This window comes from Ruegeria sp. AD6 (genome assembly GCF_056542325.1).
Genome location: NZ_JBQFZQ010000001.1, coordinates 710701 through 727407 on the forward strand (window position 1 = coordinate 710701; position 16707 = coordinate 727407).

Genomic DNA, 16707 nt, shown 5'->3' on the forward strand with positions numbered 1-16707 from the left:
ACCCCTCAAAGTGCAAGCAGAACCGCGTGTCACAAAGACCAGGCGCTTCAAGAGAGCAGTCCAAGTTGTTGAAACCAAACAGTGGGTATTTCCCGCCGCATTCCGCTAAACTACTTGCAGGTGGGGGATGACGTTGATTCGGGTCACCCTGCAACAGAACGAACCTTGATAAAGAGGTGACAGGGGCATGAGCCAGATCGAGGAATTACAGCATCGCATTATTGCAGCGATGGAGCGCATTGGCGCGGGCGTCGACGCCTTGCAGGACGCAGCCCCCGGCAGCGGCGACGCGGATGACGGGTTGAAGGCCGAGCTTGAGGATGAACGCGTCGCGAACGCTCAGCTACAGGAACGGCTGAAGTCCCTGAAAGAACGGCATGAACAGGAAGTCGACGGGCTGCGCGCCGGATTGGATCAGGCCCGCGGGGCCTCGGGCGACGGGTCCGAAACCGAGACACTGCGCGAACAACTGGCCGAGGCGACTGCAAAGCTGGCATCGGTCGAAGCAGCCCGTGCGGAATTGGCCGCCGCCAAGGCCGCGTTGGAAAACTCGGAAGAGCTGGACACGCTGAAAGCCGAGAATGAACAGCTAAAGGCCGAGCTTAAGGCGCTTGGTGATACCGCGCCCTTGCAGGCCGAGTTGGAACAGCTTCAGGCGCTTGTGGCCCAGGCCAAGCAGATTGAGGCGGAAAACAGCCGGTTGCGGGCGGAACTTGCCGATACGGAACGTGTCGGCGACCTGAGCGCCGAGCTTGAGATGCTGCGCGCCGAACGGGCCAGCCATGGGGCAGCGATGTCTCGGCTGGATGATGATCTGCAACGGATGCGCAAGGCCAACGAACAACTGCGTGGTTCGGTTGATGAGTTGCGGGCCGCAGCGGAACAAGGCGTGACAGATGCCGAACTTCTGAACCGGGCGACGATCGCGGAATTGGAGGCGACACGCGCGGCGCAGGCGACCGATGCGGCCGAGGCCCACGCGGTTCTGGCGCGGCTGGAGCCGTTGCTGAACCAGGCAAAACTTGCGGAAGGTGAGGTGGAATAATGCCCGAGGTTACCATTCATATCGGCGGGCGCGGATTCGATGTGTCCTGTCAGGACGGGGAAGAGGTGTTTCTGCAATCTGCCGCAAAGATGCTGGATGACGAGGCGCAAGTTCTGTCGGATCAGATCGGTCGGATGCCGGAGTCTCGGATGCTGTTGATGGCGGGCCTGATGCTGGCCGACAAAACGGCTGCGACCGAGGATAAGGTCAAGGCGCTGGAGGCCAAACTGGCCGAGGCCGAAACCGAGCTGAACACCCTGCGCAGCGCCCCTGCGCCCGAGCCGGAACGGGTCGAGGTTGCGGTGGTTCCGCCTTCGGTGACCGATACGCTGGCCGAATTGGCGGCACGGGCCGAAGCCCTGGCCTCGGTCGTTGAGGAGAAGAAATCCCAATGAACAAGCTACGTGTTCTGGCCGGTGGTGCACTGGTCGCGATGTCTGCTTCGGCAGCGTTGGCCGAGATCGACATTCTGTCCGTGACCTTCACCTGCGAAAACGGATTGCCGCTGCCGGTCACCTATTTCAACGCTGCTGACGGGACGGGTGCGGCGGCGACGATTGTGGACAATACTCTTGTTGCGTTGCGTCAGGTCGAAAGCGGTTCGGGCATCCGCTACGAATCCGTCGACACGGAAGGCACCTATGTTCTGCGCTCGAAAGGGTGGGACGCGTCCATCAGCTATCTGGCGGCAAACGATGCCGCCAGCGAGCAGGTGATCTATCAGAATTGCTCCAGCCGCTAAGGCTGGATCACGCGTTTGCTTCGCGTATTTTGTCTGCGGCTTCCTTGTTGTAGCCGACGCCGTTTTCGTCAAACAGCGTGTCCAGTTCGCCCGACAGGGTCATCTCGGTGATGATGTCGCAGCCGCCGACAAACTCACCTTTGACGTAAAGCTGCGGCACGGTCGGCCAGTCCGAGTAATCCTTGATGCCCTGACGCACCGCGTCATCGGCCAGAACGTTCACGTCCGCATAATCGACGCCCATATAGTTCAGCACGCCAGCCACACGGGATGAGAAGCCACATTGCGGCATCTCTTTGGTGCCTTTCATATACAGAACCACGTCATTTGCTTTGACGGTCTCATCGATCTGGGTTTTCACATCGGTCATTTCGCGTTTCCTTGTGGTCTTCCCTTTAGGGAATGCATTGGGATCTCTGTTTTCTGTGGAAAACCAAGAGCTATTCTGGGACTTTCGTGGTCAACGCCAGCGCGTGCAATTCTCCGTCCGGCCCGTCCATCTTGCCTTTCAAGGCCGCGTAAACGGCGCGTTGCTGCTGAACGCGGTTTTTGCCGCGAAAGCTTTCGTCCACGACCATGGCGGACATATGCACGCCATCGCTGCCGCCAACCTGAATTTCCGCGTTGGGAAAGCTCTCGCGCAGCAGGGTTTCAATTTCGTGGGCGCTCATCGGCATGTAGGTTTACTCCTGAAAGTCTTTCCCAAGATGTAGAGCGATGGGGCGGGGCGTGCAAGATGGCACGCGCGGACAAAACCGGCAAATCCTGCGCCCGGTTGTGCGCGCAGGATGTCCGTATTTGGGACGAGAAGAAGCCTGTAGGTCAGGCAACAGCCGCCGCAAAGCTGGTGCGGAACGTGTCTTGCAAATCCGCCAGCGATGCCTCGGACGCGCCGATCTTGACGCTGTCGCCGGTGAAACGACCGACCGAGACCAGCGGTACACCGGCCTGACCGGCGGCGATCATCAGCGCCTCGGCCTGATCGAAGTTGCAGGCGACCAGATAGCGGGCCTGATCCTCGCCGAACAGGAACTCGGTCGGGGCCTCGTCGAGTTGGACGCCCACGCCAGCGGCCTCGGCCAGTTCGAACGCGGCCAGCGCAAGGCCGCCATCGCCCAGATCGGTGCAGGCCTTGATCATCTCGCGGTTGGCGCGGATGAAATCCCCGTTGCGCTTTTCCGCGTCCAGATCCACATGCGGGGCGTCGCCGTCTTCACGGTTGAACACTTCGGCCAGCAGGGCGGATTGGCCGAGATGGCCATTTGTCTCGCCGATGATCAGGGCAACATGGCCCTCGCGAACTTCATTGCCAATGATCTCGTCGGAGTTGTTCAGCAGACCCACGGCACCGATGGTCGGGGTGGGCAGGATCGCCTGACCGTCGGTCTCGTTATAAAGCGACACGTTGCCGGACACGATGGGCATGTCCAGCGCGCCGACGGCGGCGCCGATGCCCTGAATGGCACCAACGAACTGACCCATGATCTCGGGCTTTTCGGGGTTGCCGAAGTTCAGGTTGTCGGTGGTGGCCAGCGGTTTGGCCCCGACGGCAGTCAGGTTGCGATAGGCCTCGGCCACCGCCTGTTTGCCGCCTTCGACCGGGTTGGCCCGCACGTAGCGCGGCGTCACGTCGCTGGTGAAGGCCAGCACCTTGTCAGTGCCGTGGACGCGGACCATGCCTGCGCCCAGGCCGGGTGTGCGGGCGCTGTCGGCCATGACCATGGTGTCGTATTGTTCATAAACCCATTGCTTGCCTGCGTAGTTGGGCGAGGCGAGCAGGGCGCGCAGACCGTCGATGGGATCGATCTGGGGCACGTCTTCCAAAGGTGCGGCCTCGGGGGTTGGCTCCCACGGTCGGTCGTATTCCGGCGCGGTCGAGGACAGTTTGGACAGGACCAGATCGGCTTTGACCTCACCATTATGCATGATCAGAAAGCGGTCTTCGGCGATGGTTTCGCCAACGATGGCAAAATCCAGATCCCATTTCTCGAACACGGCGCGGGCCTCGGCCTCAAGCTCGGGCTTCAGCACCATCAGCATGCGTTCCTGAGATTCCGACAGCATCATCTCGTAGGCTGTCATGTTCTCTTCGCGCTGGGGGACGTTTTCCAGATCCAGACGCACGCCCAGACCGCCCTTGTCGCCCATTTCCACGGCAGAACAGGTCAGACCCGCCGCGCCCATATCCTGGATCGAGATCACCGCGCCGGTCTGCATCAGCTCCAGCGTCGCCTCCATCAGGCGCTTTTCGGTGAAGGGGTCGCCGACCTGAACGGTGGGGCGCTTTTCTTCGATAGTGTCGTCGAATTCGGCCGAGGCCATGGTCGCACCGCCAACGCCGTCGCGGCCGGTTTTCGCACCCAGATAGACGACCGGCATCCCGACGCCCGATGCGGCCGAGTAGAAAATCTTGTCGCTGTCGGCCAGACCGGCGGCAAATGCGTTCACAAGGCAGTTGCCGTTATAGGCGGGATGGAACCGCACTTCGCCGCCGACGCAAGGCACGCCGAAGCAGTTGCCATAGCCGCCGATGCCTTCGACCACGCCGTTCACCAACTGGCGGGTCTTGTGGTGGCCGGGTTCACCGAACGACAGCGCGTTCATCGAGGCGATGGGACGCGCGCCCATGGTAAAGACGTCACGCAGGATGCCACCCACGCCGGTGGCCGCACCCTGATAGGGTTCGATATACGAGGGGTGGTTGTGGCTTTCCATCTTGAAGACCACGGCTTGTCCGTCGCCAATATCGACTACACCGGCGTTTTCGCCCGGACCGCAGATCACCTGAGGGCCAGAGGTCGGCAGGGTGCGCAGCCATTTTTTGGACGACTTGTAGGAACAGTGCTCGTTCCACATGGCCGAGAAGATGCCCAATTCGGTGAAGGAAGGCTCGCGCCCGATGATCTCGAGGATCATGTCGTATTCCTCGGGCTTGAGCCCGTGTGCGGCAATCAGATCGGGTGTGATAGCGGGCTCTTGCATCGTCTGTCCTGTGTCCAAGTGGGCCGAGATTGCGCGCCTTTTAGGGCAAGGGGCGGCCTGTGGAAAGGGCCAAGTCAGCGCAGGGCGGTTATGGCAAAGAAAAACGGAACCGACGGTAGGGGCGGTTCCGTGTTCTTTCCTTGCAATTCAGCGGCCAGCCATCAACAGAATGAGGGCTGGCTGCGTATCGTTACGCGGGGTTTTGCGCCTTGTTGGCGGCATCCGCCGCTGCTGCACCTACGGCTGCCTTTTGTTCATCCGTCAGGTTCTCGGCCTCATCCAGACCCGGGATCGCAACACGCACTTCGCGGCGGGCAAAGTCGATGCCGTTTTCCTTGAACGACGCCTTGACCCGATTGAAGATTTCCTTGCGCAGGGTGAATTGTTTGCCCGGCTTGGCCATGAACTTGCCGCGGATGATCATGCCGACATCGTCAAAGTCGAACACACCCTGCGACTTGAAGGGCTGCAGGAAGCCATCCTTGTGAGTCTCGTCCTCCATCATCTCGGCACCGATCTTCTTGAAGATCTTCTTGACCTTGTTGGGGTCGGTGTCGAAAGGCACGGTAAATTTCAGCTTCATGATGACCCAGTCGCGGCTGTAATTGGTCAGCTTCTGAATCTCACCGTAAGGAATGGTGTGCACCGGCCCGCGATGGTGGCGCAGTTGCATCGACCGGATCGAGATCTTCTCGACCGTGCCGGTGGTGCCGCCCACATCGACATATTCGCCCACGCGGAAGGCATCGTCGATCAGGAAGAAGATCCCGCCCACAATGTCCGAGACCAGTTTTTGCGCGCCGAAACCGATGGCCAGACCAAGGATACCGGCACCCGCCAGCAACGGCGTGATATCGAGACCCAAGGCCCCCAGCGCCAGCAGAAGGAAGATCACCGCAATCGCGACCTGAGCCGTGACGCGCAGCAGCGGCAGAACCGTCGCCAGACGCGATCCGCCCGAACCGCCGCCTTCGCCAGCCTCTTCATCGGGGCTTTGATCGGCGGTCATCTCTTTCGCCAGGCGACGGTTGATCCAAAGCGAGACGACCTCGTTCAGGATGTAGCCGACCGCGATGATGATGAAGAACTGGATCAGCCGGCTGCCTTCTTCCTGCGCGCCGCCTGCGATTTCCTGCAGGTTCAGGTTCCAGGCTTTGGCGATCATCAGGATCACAAGGATACCGGCCAGAACGCGACCAATGCGGATATAGCTGCGTTTGGTCGATCTGTAGGCCTGCTCGGCCACCGGGCCTTCGCCCAGCATTGGCGGTTGCAGGTGACGCACCAGACCCCGGATTAACGTATCCAGCGCAGGCGCGATCAGCAGCCAGAACATCGTGGCGAAATGCGCGCCCTGAACCAGAAGCGCAAGCGACGACGGATCGCGCTGAGCCACCAGAAACTCGACCAATAGCCAGATCGCCGCCGAGACACCGATCGCGAAGTAGGGATAGTAGTGCGCCACTTCCTCGTCGAATTTTGTGTGGTCCGGGTCGGTGCCCAGCATCATCTGCGACAGGCCCTCACGCGCTTTCCACGCGATGACGCCGATATAGATGTGAATCCCCGCGTTCAGCCAGAAACCAATGCGCGTCTCGCCGCTGGTGATCCCGTTCAGCCGGTTGAAGTGCAACAGGAACAGCGTGAAGCCGATCAAGATCAGCAGGCCAATCAGGTTACGATGCAGGTATTTCGCCCAGTGATCGTCAATATTGACCAAACGGTAATGCGGTTTTTTGGGTGCGAGAATGAAACGCGAGGCGGCTGCACCCAGTCGCGGAACCCAGATCAGATAGAACACGAAAGGCGCGGCATAGGTGATTTGTTCTGCAGACAAAAGGCCGCGACCGACCGCGCGGATCACCACATAGAACACCACAAGCCCGGCGATTTCTCGGCAGAAACGACCAAACAGGTAGCGGACGGCGCCCCATAGATCGCCTTCTTCTTCAACCTCAGCCTGTACATGCCAACGACGCGTCAGCAGCTCAAACAGCTTTTCCGCGATGAAGCCCACGACCAGAACACTCAGGACCAACCCCATAAGTGTAAGCGCTCCGCTGGCTCCAAAAGTTCCCGTGAAATTCGAAACCGCCTCGACCTGGGCATGGAAGATGTTCGGCACAGTCATGATGACCTGCGTCCACGACGTCACCATTTCGGTCCAGATTTCGTTGAGTTCCGTGATCGGATCATCAACTTCTTCCGCCTCTGCCGCGTTTTTCTCGGCAACGGCATCCAGACGCTCCAACAGGATCGACCTGACCTGATCGTCCGACATGCGGGCCACCAGACCATCTACCTGTTCCGGGGTCAGGTCCTCGGGGATGGTCACTGTGGCAGGTGCGTCCGATGACGACGTTGTGGCGATTTGCGCATGCAATGGCGCGGTCATCAGCACAAATGACAAAAGCGCCGCCAAAAGGCGTAGGGGGTGGAACATTGATTTGTCCTCGATCGCGAAAAATTTAGTTGTTTTTCGGGATCATAGGCACAAGCCGCCAGATTTCCCAGCAGTTTCACCGCCCTGACAACCCGTGAAACCAAAAAAAAGGCCGAGCACTAAGCTCGGCCATAGTCCAACAGGGAGGTATGAAGATGATGAGCGTTTCAGCATCACCGCCTTCGAGTGCTCATTTAGGGATCAGTTTGTTAACGTTCAAGGAGTTTCAGACTGTGCATTGGACAACCCTGATATGCCCTGCGCGCATATCTATAGTTTACCCAATTTCTTCAACTGCTTGCGTTGTTCAATGATTTCGGCCTGAACAAAATCGCGGAACGCTGCAACGCGTTTAGAGTGCCGCAATTCCTCGGGGTAGGCCAGATAAACCGGAACATCGGCGGTTTCGATATCGGAAAGGACCGGGACCAGATGCGGGAAATCCTGCGTGACATAATCGGGTAGAACGCCAATGCCCAGATTGTGCAGCACGGCCTGCAGGACGCCGAAGTAGTTGTTCACCGTCAGCAGCGACCCCGGATTATAGGTCATCAAATGGCGTACCATTGACGCGCTTGCCCCGACCTGAGGCGCTGCGGGGGTTTGGCAGATCAGGCGATGATCCTTGATCTCGTCCAGCGACTTCAGGTTGCCGCCATGCGTTTCGATGTACTCCTGCGTGGCATACAGCGTCATCTGTACAGTCATCAGCCGCTTGCGCACCAGATCGGCCTGGCTGGGTTCTTTCATGCGGATGGCAACGTCGGCCTCACGCATGGGCAGGTCCAGAACGCGTTCTTCCAGCATCAGGTCGATGTTCAGATCGGGGTATTGCTCGTAGAGCTTTGGCAGGCGCGGGGCCAGCCACAGGGTACCAAAGCCGAAGGTCGTGGTAACACGCAGGACGCCGAACACCTCATCCTCGCTGTCGCGGATGCGGGCAGCTGCAGCGTCGAGGCGTTTGGACATGGCCGAGGTCGCATCGAACAACAACTCACCCTGTTCGGTCAGGATCAGGCCACGGGCGTGACGGTGAAACAGGGTCGCATCGAGTGATTCTTCCAGCGCGCGGATCTGACGGCTCACGGCGGATTGAGACAAATTGAGCTTGTCCCCCGCATGGGTCAGGCTGCCTGCATCTGCAACCGCGTGAAATATCCTAAGCTTATCCCAATCCATCGCCGCAACTTTCGTTATCCTCGGGAAGGCCTATATGAAATAGGTAACAAGTTCCACAAACAAACGGTGAAATCGTTAGGTTTCAGTGGATAAACTCTATACAGGTCAGCATTTGTGACCTAATATGCGAGAATATGAAGCACACTGATCTGACGAGGGGAGACGTCTGATGAGTCAGCCACAAATATCGCTGAACGACCGGTTCGATCTTGAGAAATCGCCTGTTCTTTTGAACGGAACGCAGGCGCTGGTGCGTCTGATGCTGATGCAGCGCGCGCGCGACCGGCAGGCCGGGCTGAATACGGCGGGACTGGTGACCGGATATCGCGGTTCGCCACTTGGCGCGGTCGATCAGCAGATGATGCGGGCGCAGCGATATCTTGCCGAAAGTGACGTGACTTTTCAGTACGGTCTGAACGAAGATCTGGCCGCCACCGCGTTATGGGGCAGTCAGCAGGCCGGATTGCGCGGCGATGGGCGCTATGATGGTGTGTTCGGTCTTTGGTACGGCAAAGGGCCGGGTGTCGACCGGTCGGGCGATGTGATGCGTCACGCCAATATGGCGGGCACGGCACAGCATGGCGGCGTGCTGATGGCGATGGGGGATGACCACACGGGCGAAAGCTCGACCGTTTTGCACCAATCCGAGTGGTCTTTGGTCGATATGTATATGCCGGTGGTCAGCCCGGCGGGCGTGCAGGAGATATTGGACTACGGCATCTACGGCTTTGCACTCAGCCGGTTTGCCGGTGTCTGGGTTGGCTTGAAAACGATGAAGGACACGATCGAGGTGACCTCGGTCGTGGATGGCAGGCCGGACCGGGTGGGTCTGGTAATGCCCGAGTTCGACATGCCCGAGGGCGGACTGAACATCCGACTGGGCGACACGCCGCATCTGCAAGAGGCGCGGATCATCGACTATAAACGTTTCGCGGCCGAGACGTTTTCTCATGCCAACAAGCTGGATAAACGGGTCTGGGGCAAGCCGGGGGCCAAGATCGGGTTTGTGGCGGCTGGCAAGAACTGGCTGGATCTGGCCCACGCGCTGTCGCTGCTGAACATTGATGAGGCCGAGGCCGAGCGCCTGGGTATCACCACCTACAAGATCGGGCAGACCTTTCCGCTGGATATGGCCGGGTTCCATGACTGGGCAGAAGGGCTGGACCTGATTGTTATCGTTGAAGAAAAGCGCAAACTGATCGAGGTGCAGGTCAAGGAAGCCATCTTTGACGACCGCCGGGGTCGCCGCGTTTACGGTTGGTACAAGGGCGGGGCCGGGACCTTGCACCGCGAGGAACTGTTCCCCACGCGCGGCGCGCTGGACCCGATCATGATTGCCGAGAAACTGGGTGAGATCCTGATCGAAGAGGGCCGCGATACCGATGGTGTTCGGGCGGGGCTAGAAAAGCTGTCCCAGGCGCGTCGGGCCGACAACGCCCAGGAAATCGCGACGCGTCTGCCGTATTTCTGTTCGGGCTGTCCGCATAACAGCTCGACCAAAGTGCCCGATGGCAGCCGGGCTTATGCCGGGATCGGGTGCCATTACATGGTGCAGTGGATGGATCGGGAAACGACCGGGTTCACTCAGATGGGCGGAGAGGGCGCGAACTGGATCGGGGAGGCTCCGTTTTCGACCACCAATCACGTGTTCCAGAACCTTGGCGACGGAACCTATAACCACTCGGGCGTGCAGGCGATCCGGGCCGCTTTGTCGGCGGGCACGAACATCACTTTCAAAATTCTGTTCAACGACGCGGTTGCAATGACCGGTGGACAGGGAAACGAAGGCGATCTGACCGCCGAACGGATCGTGGCCGAGGTCAAGGCCATGGGTGTCCAACACGTAGCGCTGGTTTATGACGAGAAAGAAGACGTGAACCTTGGCGCCTTGCCCTCCGGTGTGGAAACCTTCGAACGGGCCGAGTTGATGCAAGTGCAGGATCGGTTCCGCGAGATCGACGGTGTCTCGGTCATTGTCTATGTCCAAACCTGCGCTGCCGAAAAGCGCCGCCGCCGCAAGCGAGGGGAATTCCCGGACCCGGACAAGCGCGTCTTTATCAACACGGATGTCTGCGAAGGTTGCGGCGATTGCGGCGTGCAATCGAACTGCGTCTCGATCGTGCCCAAGGAAACCGAACTGGGCCGCAAGCGGGCGATTGATCAATCAAGCTGTAACAAGGATTTTTCCTGCCTGAACGGGTTCTGCCCGTCCTTTGTCACCCTGGAAGGGGCGAAAATCCGGAAAGAGGCGACGAAACAGCTTGATCTGCCCGATCTGCCACTGCCGGAGCTACCGCAGATCAAGGGCACGCATAACGTGGTCATCACCGGGGTTGGTGGCACGGGCGTCGTGACCCTTGGTGCTATTCTGGCGCAGGCCGCGCAGATAGATGGCAAGGGCGCGGGCATGATGGAGATGGCGGGTCTGGCGCAAAAAGGCGGCGCGGTTCACATCCACTGCCGTCTGGCCAACAAGCCGGAAGACATCAGCGCCATTCGCGTGGCCACCGGTGAGGCGCACGCGCTGATTGGTGGCGATTTGGTGGTGTCAGCCGGGGCCAAGACGCTGGGCCTGACACGGGCCGGACAGACAGGTGCCGTGGTCAACAGCCACGAAACCGTGACCGGCGATTTCACCCGCGACACCGAATTCCGCATCCCGGCCGATCAGTTGGAACTGGCCTTGCAGGCGCGGCTGAAAGACGATGTCACGCTATTCGACGCCACAGAGTTGGCAAAGGTGGTGATGGGCGATTCGATCTACTCCAACATGATGGTCTTTGGTGCGGCCTGGCAGCGCGGCGTCCTGCCGGTTACCTACGAGGCCGTAATGGGTGCCATCGAACTCAACGGCACAGCGGTTGAGCGCAATAAACGCGCCTTTGATGTAGGCCGCTGGGCTGTTCTGCACCCGGACGAGGTGCAGGCGATGTTGTCGCCCTCGGTCACCGAGTTGCCGAAATCTCTGGACCAGATGATTGAGTTCCGGGCGCAGCACCTGACCAACTACCAATCCAAGCGGCTGGCCAAACGTTATCGCAAGCTGGTGGATGGGATCGAGGATGCCAAGATCCGCGAAGCGGCAGCCAAGGGATACCACAAACTGTTGTCCTACAAGGACGAATACGAGGTTGCCCGTTTGCTGCTCAGCAGCCGCGACAAAGCGGCGGCGGAGTTTGATGGCGACTTCAAGATGACCTTCCATCTTGCTCCGCCGATCTTTGGCGGAGCAGGCAGTAACGGCAGACCGCGCAAACGCGCCTTTGGTGAGTGGATGCTGGGGCCGCTCAAGCTGATGGCAAAGATGAAGGTGCTGCGGGGAACACCTCTGGACATTTTCGGATACTCGGCCGAGCGCAAAATGGAACGCGCGTTGATCCGGCAATATGAAAAGGACATGAAGCAGGTCCTGCCTTTGGTGTCTCAGGACACGCAAGAAGCCATTGCCGCCCTGGCGCGTCTGCCGCTGGAAATCCGCGGTTTCGGCCCGGTTTTGCTGGAAAACGAGGCCAAAGCCGCGAAACGGCGTGAGGAGTTGCTGGCCACCATCCACAGCGGCGGGCCTGAACTGCGCGCTGCGGCGGAATGAGGCGTCACAAACCTGTCACGATAGCTAGGCAAAATTGCGCCTCAAACATATAATACAGGCGAACAACCGGAGTCCGTAAATGCCCTCGCGCCGTCATGTCGTTCGTGACATTTCCTACGCCCATTCCGCCGAAACCAAAGGCGGTCGGATGGTTATCAAGCTTATGGAGAATACAACGGGCCGAATGCGCCTGATCAAGCGTGCGGATGGGTATGAAAAAGACGTGGCCAAAGGGCGCGACTTCTGGGCCGTCATGGTCGAACGATATGGGCTGACGCTGGACGTTGTGGGCGGGTCGTTGTCGAATATCCCCAAGGACGGACCTTTGATCCTGATTGCCAACCACCCCTATGGCATTCTGGATGGTCTGATGATGGGGCATATGCTTTCCGAGACGCGCGGCGATTTCCGCATTCTGGCCCATAGGGTGTTCCGCAAGGCCGAGGAATTGAACCGCATCATCCTGCCGATTTCGTTTGATGAGACGAAAGAGGCGATGAAGCTGAACCTGGAAACCCGCAAAACCGCGCTGAACTATCTGGGGGATGGCGGGGCGATTGGGATTTTCCCGGGCGGTACGGTCAGCACGGCGGTCAACCCGTTTGCCTATCCGATGGATCCGGGTTGGCGTGGGTTCACGGCCCGAATGGTAGCAAAATCGAATGCGACCGTGGTGCCCGTGTTTTTCGACGGGCACACCTCGCGCCTGTTCCAGATCGCCAGCCATCTGCACAACACGTTGCGCATGGGACTGCTGATCAAAGAATTCAAGAAACGCGTCGATACCCCGGTCAAAGTGGTGATTGGCGAGCCCATCGGGCGCGATGTTCTGGACCCGTTGGGCAAGGATACGCGCAAGATGATGGATTTCCTGCGCAAAGCCACGTATGAGCTGTCTCCGACACCGCTGAAGTCTTATGACTACGGCTATGAATTCGAGGAACGGCATCGCGCCTGAAGGGGCAAATGGCAGTAGGCATCTTTGATTCCGGTTTGGGCGGTCTGACCGTCCTGAACGCCGCGCAGAAACACCTGCCGGACGTTGATTTCCTGTATTTTGCGGACAGTGCACACGCGCCTTACGGTGTGCGCGACGCCGAAGATATCTATCAGCTGACCCGCAAGTCGGTGCACGATCTGTGGGATCGCGGCTGCAATCTGGTGATTCTGGCCTGCAATACCGCCAGCGCCGCTGCGCTGCGGCGGATGCAGGAAGCGGGTGTGCCCGAGGGTAAGCGGGTTCTGGGCGTTTTCGTTCCTCTAATCGAAGCTCTGACCGAACGGCAGTGGGGCGATAACTCACCCCCGCGCGAGGTTGCGGTGAAGCACGTTGCCCTGTTTGCCACACCTGCCACCGTATCCAGCCGGGCCTTTCAGCGGGAACTGGCGTTCCGCGCGATTGGCGTCGATGTCGAGGCGCAGGCCTGCGGTGGTGTGGTCGATGCCATTGAAGATGGCGACATGATTCTGGCCGAGGCATTGGTCCGCAGCCATGTGGATGCGTTGAAACGGAAAATGCCCGACCCTCAGGCCGCGATTCTGGGCTGCACCCATTACCCGTTGATGGCCGAGACCTTTCAGGCCGCGTTGGGACCGGATGTTCAGGTCTTCAGCCAGGGCGATCTGGTTGCCGCAAGCCTGGCGGACTACCTGCAACGCCACCCCAATATGCTGGGCGACGGCACCAGCGGATTCCTGACCACCGGCAAACCGGGTTTTGTCAGCGATCGGGCGACACAATTCCTCCGACGACAAATCTCGTTCGAGGCGGCCTGATTTAGGTCAAGGACGCGCCCCTTCCAATTTTCTAAATCCAAGACCGTCACATCGGCGGTCATGAAATGTGACACATGGAAAGAAGAGGTCTGACATGACCCACAAAATCGCAATTCTGGGCGCATCCGGTTATACCGGCGCCGAACTGGTGCGGCTGATCGCCGAGCACCCGAACATGGAGATCGTCGCGCTGGCGGCCGAGCGTAAGGCAGGCATGAGCATGGCGCAGGTCTTCCCGCATCTGCGCCATATGGATCTGCCGGATCTGTGCAAGATTTCGGAAATTGACTTCTCTCGGATCGATCTGTGTTTCTGCGCTTTGCCACACAAAACCAGTCAGGACGTGATCCGGGATCTGCCGAAGACCCTGAAAATCATCGACCTGTCCGCAGATTTCCGGCTGCGGGACGCGGATGAGTACGAAAAATGGTACGGCAATCCGCACAGCGCGTTGGAGCAGCAGGAAGAGGCTGTCTATGGCCTGACCGAGTTCTACCGGGACGAGATCCGCACCGCTCGGCTGGTGGCGGGCACGGGGTGCAACGCGGCGACGGGGCAGTATGTGCTGCGGCCGTTGATCTCGGCCGGTGTGATCGATCTGGACGATATCGTGCTGGACTTGAAATGCGCAGTCTCGGGTGCGGGGCGGTCTTTGAAAGAGAACCTGCTGCACGCCGAGTTGAGCGAGGGGTATAACGCCTATGCCATTGGCGGTACGCACCGGCATCTGGGTGAGTTTGATCAGGAATTCTCGAAACTCGCCGGGCGCACGGTCCATGTGCAATTCACCCCCCATCTGATCCCGGCGAACCGCGGAATTCTGGCGACGACCTATGTAAAGGGCGATCCGCAGAGCATCTATGAGACGCTGGCCAAGGCCTATGAAGGCGAGCCGTTCATTCAGATGCTGCCAATGGGCGAAGCCCCGTCGACCCACCATGTGCGGGGCTCGAACTTCTGCCATATCGGTGTGGTGGCTGACCGGATCGAACGGCGCGCGATTGTGGTCGCTGCGCTGGATAACCTGACAAAAGGTAGCAGTGGGCAAGCCTTGCAGAACGCCAACCTGATGTTAGGTGAGGATGAAACCCGGGGGCTGATGATGGCCCCTCTATTCCCGTGAGGACGGTATGAAAACGCTCAAGAAACGTCGTCGAGTTCAGATCATTCTGGTGGCCGTTGTCGCCCTTGTGGCGTCGACGGCGTTGATTGGGTACGCAACGCGCGACGGCATCAACTTTTTCCGCTCGCCCAGTCAGGTGATCGCGGAACCGCCCGCACCGACCGAGGTGTTTCGTATCGGTGGCCTGGTCGAGGAAGGCTCGATCATTCGCGGGCAGGGCGAGACTGTGCGTTTTGTTGTGACCGATGGCGGCGAAAGCGTGCAGGTGGCGTTTACCGGTGTTCTGCCGGATCTGTTTTCTGAAAATCAGGGCATGGTGGGGACCGGAAGTTACGTGAACGGTGTCTTTGAAGCCACTGAAATACTTGCGAAACACGATGAGACTTATATGCCGAAGGAAGTGATGGATGCTTTGAAAGAACAAGGCGTCTACAAGGGGCCTGAGGAAAGCTGAACGCAGCTGCGCTGCGTGCCTCCGGCGGAGGTATTTTTGAACAGAAGAAGCAGGGGCGTTGCGCGTATCAGGCGGCAGCGCCCTGTTTCGTTTGGGGATGTAAACTGTCTTGCGTGACCGTTTTGCCCGGCAGATTGGTCAGGGGAAGATATGCAGACGGTTCGACAGATAGCGGCAGAGATCGTAGCGCGGGAAGGCGGATTTGTGGACGACCCGGACGATCCGGGCGGGGCCACGAAGTTTGGCGTCACCATTCACACCATGCGCAGGCTTGGGTTGGATTTGAACGGCGATGGGCAGGTCGACACCGCTGATGTCCGGGTGCTGAGCCGTGGGCAGGCGGTCGATATTTTCGTGCGGCACTATTTTGAGAAGCCACGCATTGCCGCTTTGCCCGATATTCTGCACGCGACGGTGTTTGACATGTATGTCAACGCGGGTGCGCAGGCGGTTCGAATCCTTCAGCGGTTATTGCGCGAGATGGGCTTTGATGTGGCGGTTGATGGGGTCATTGGGCCGCAGACGGAACGCGCCTGTGAAGAGGCGTTGCGCCCTGACGCTGTTGCCCTTCGGGATGCATATGGCGTGGCGCGCCGAAACTATTATTTCCGGTTGGCGGATCGACGCCCCGCAACGCGAAAATACGCCCGCAGCCGTGCCGGTGGGAAAGGCGGATGGATCAGGCGGGCCGAGGAGTTCATTTCGCCCAAATACCACATGGGCGACGTTGAGTTTCAAAGGAGAGTTGCGGTATGGGGTTGATTACGGGGTTATTGGGTTTTCTGTTCGGCGGCGGGCGCAACGTGGTGCGTGAAACTGCGGAAATATTCAGAGAAAACTCCGAAGAAGGGGCCAGGCGGGCGCTGGCCGTGCAAGGGCAGGCGATGGCGCAATTCCGGGCCGAGTTTCAAGTGCCGCGCAAAGGTGCGTTTGATCGGTTTATGGACGGGCTGAACCGCGTACCGCGCCCGGCGCTGGCGTTGGGAACGCTGGGCCTGTTTGCGGCGGCGATGATCGACCCATTGTGGTTTGCCGCGCGGATGCAGGGGATCGCACTGGTGCCTGAACCTTTGTGGTGGTTGCTGGGTGTCATCGTGTCGTTCTATTTCGGTGCGCGGCATCAGGCCAAGGCGCAGGATCTGCAGCGTGAGATATCTCAGACCATGTTGCGGGCCCCGCAGGTCATGGACAATCTGCGCGCGCTGAGGGAGTTGCGCAGTGACAGCCCGGGCGTTGCCGATACCGGCCCGGATGCCGGGTTGCAGCTTGAGGTGATGCGCTCCGATCCCAATCCTGCATTGGTCGATTGGAAACGGTTGCGCAGCGCCTGAACCGCGACACTATGTGCGCCTAAAATGGGCGAAAGTGATTGGC

General features: G+C 59.4%; 15 protein-coding genes. 10 read left to right on the forward strand and 5 right to left on the reverse strand.

Annotation, left to right across the window (positions count from 1 at the left end; all coding sequences use genetic code 11):
- The first annotated feature begins 187 nt into the window (after positions 1-187).
- Genes ACR0KJ_RS03370 through ACR0KJ_RS03380 form a run of 3 tightly spaced genes read left to right on the forward strand, consistent with a single transcriptional unit; the run spans position 188 to position 1787 of the window.
- The gene (locus tag ACR0KJ_RS03370) at positions 188-1045 is read left to right on the forward strand and encodes a hypothetical protein (protein ID WP_480625972.1); all 858 of its coding nucleotides are present in this window, start codon (positions 188-190) and stop codon (positions 1043-1045) included.
- Positions 1045-1440: a cell division protein ZapA gene (locus ACR0KJ_RS03375; RefSeq protein ID WP_480625973.1), complete on the forward strand. Its 396-nt coding sequence runs from the start codon at positions 1045-1047 to the stop codon at positions 1438-1440. The genes ACR0KJ_RS03370 and ACR0KJ_RS03375 overlap by 1 nt, the downstream gene beginning before the upstream one ends.
- Positions 1437-1787 (forward strand): MliC family protein, encoded by a 351-nt coding sequence (locus tag ACR0KJ_RS03380; protein ID WP_480625974.1) that lies wholly within the window; start codon positions 1437-1439, stop codon positions 1785-1787. Before ACR0KJ_RS03375 ends, ACR0KJ_RS03380 begins: the two co-directional genes overlap by 4 nt.
- 7 nt (positions 1788-1794) lie before the next feature.
- Here ACR0KJ_RS03380 and grxD read toward each other — a convergent pair whose 3' ends face one another.
- The 5 genes from grxD to ACR0KJ_RS03405 all read right to left on the reverse strand — a co-directional run bounded on the left by grxD (position 1795) and on the right by ACR0KJ_RS03405 (position 8391).
- Positions 1795-2157, reverse strand: a complete 363-nt coding sequence (gene grxD / locus ACR0KJ_RS03385; protein WP_170518386.1) for a Grx4 family monothiol glutaredoxin — start codon at positions 2155-2157, stop codon at positions 1795-1797.
- Positions 2158-2227: 70 nt separating this feature from the next.
- Entirely contained in the window at positions 2228-2464 is a 237-nt protein-coding gene (locus ACR0KJ_RS03390; protein WP_039530494.1) for a BolA/IbaG family iron-sulfur metabolism protein, read from the reverse strand.
- 145 nt (positions 2465-2609) lie between these two features.
- On the reverse strand, positions 2610-4769 hold the full coding sequence (gene purL, locus ACR0KJ_RS03395) for a phosphoribosylformylglycinamidine synthase subunit PurL (protein ID WP_480625975.1): 2160 nt from the start codon (positions 4767-4769) through the stop codon (positions 2610-2612).
- A 190-nt stretch (positions 4770-4959) separates the two neighbouring features.
- Positions 4960-7212 carry a mechanosensitive ion channel family protein gene (locus ACR0KJ_RS03400; protein ID WP_170450883.1) on the reverse strand — a complete coding sequence of 751 codons (2253 nt, stop codon included), beginning with the start codon at positions 7210-7212 and terminating at the stop codon, positions 4960-4962.
- Between the two features lie 270 nt (positions 7213-7482).
- The gene (locus ACR0KJ_RS03405; RefSeq protein WP_170450880.1) at positions 7483-8391 is read right to left on the reverse strand and encodes a LysR family transcriptional regulator; all 909 of its coding nucleotides are present in this window, start codon (positions 8389-8391) and stop codon (positions 7483-7485) included.
- Positions 8392-8560: 169 nt separating this feature from the next.
- Between ACR0KJ_RS03405 and ACR0KJ_RS03410 the strand changes: the two genes are divergently transcribed.
- From ACR0KJ_RS03410 to ACR0KJ_RS03440, 7 genes are all read left to right on the forward strand, one after another.
- Entirely contained in the window at positions 8561-11980 is a 3420-nt protein-coding gene (locus tag ACR0KJ_RS03410; RefSeq protein ID WP_480625976.1) for an indolepyruvate ferredoxin oxidoreductase family protein, read from the forward strand.
- 79 nt (positions 11981-12059) lie between these two features.
- Positions 12060-12938, forward strand: coding sequence for a lysophospholipid acyltransferase family protein (locus tag ACR0KJ_RS03415; RefSeq protein WP_170518396.1), 879 nt, complete (start codon positions 12060-12062; stop codon positions 12936-12938).
- Positions 12939-12946: 8 nt separating this feature from the next.
- Positions 12947-13756: a glutamate racemase gene (locus ACR0KJ_RS03420; protein ID WP_480625977.1), complete on the forward strand. Its 810-nt coding sequence runs from the start codon at positions 12947-12949 to the stop codon at positions 13754-13756.
- Between the two features lie 94 nt (positions 13757-13850).
- Positions 13851-14879: an N-acetyl-gamma-glutamyl-phosphate reductase gene (gene argC / locus ACR0KJ_RS03425; protein WP_170450872.1), complete on the forward strand. Its 1029-nt coding sequence runs from the start codon at positions 13851-13853 to the stop codon at positions 14877-14879.
- Between the two features lie 7 nt (positions 14880-14886).
- On the forward strand, positions 14887-15333 hold the full coding sequence (gene ccmE / locus ACR0KJ_RS03430; RefSeq protein ID WP_480625978.1) for a cytochrome c maturation protein CcmE: 447 nt from the start codon (positions 14887-14889) through the stop codon (positions 15331-15333).
- A 150-nt stretch (positions 15334-15483) separates the two neighbouring features.
- A complete protein-coding gene (locus tag ACR0KJ_RS03435) occupies positions 15484-16095 on the forward strand; it encodes a holin-associated N-acetylmuramidase (RefSeq protein WP_170450868.1) in 612 nt (203 codons plus the stop codon).
- Entirely contained in the window at positions 16086-16664 is a 579-nt protein-coding gene (locus ACR0KJ_RS03440; RefSeq protein ID WP_170450866.1) for a holin family protein, read from the forward strand. The genes ACR0KJ_RS03435 and ACR0KJ_RS03440 overlap by 10 nt, the downstream gene beginning before the upstream one ends.
- Positions 16665-16707 lie beyond the last annotated feature (43 nt).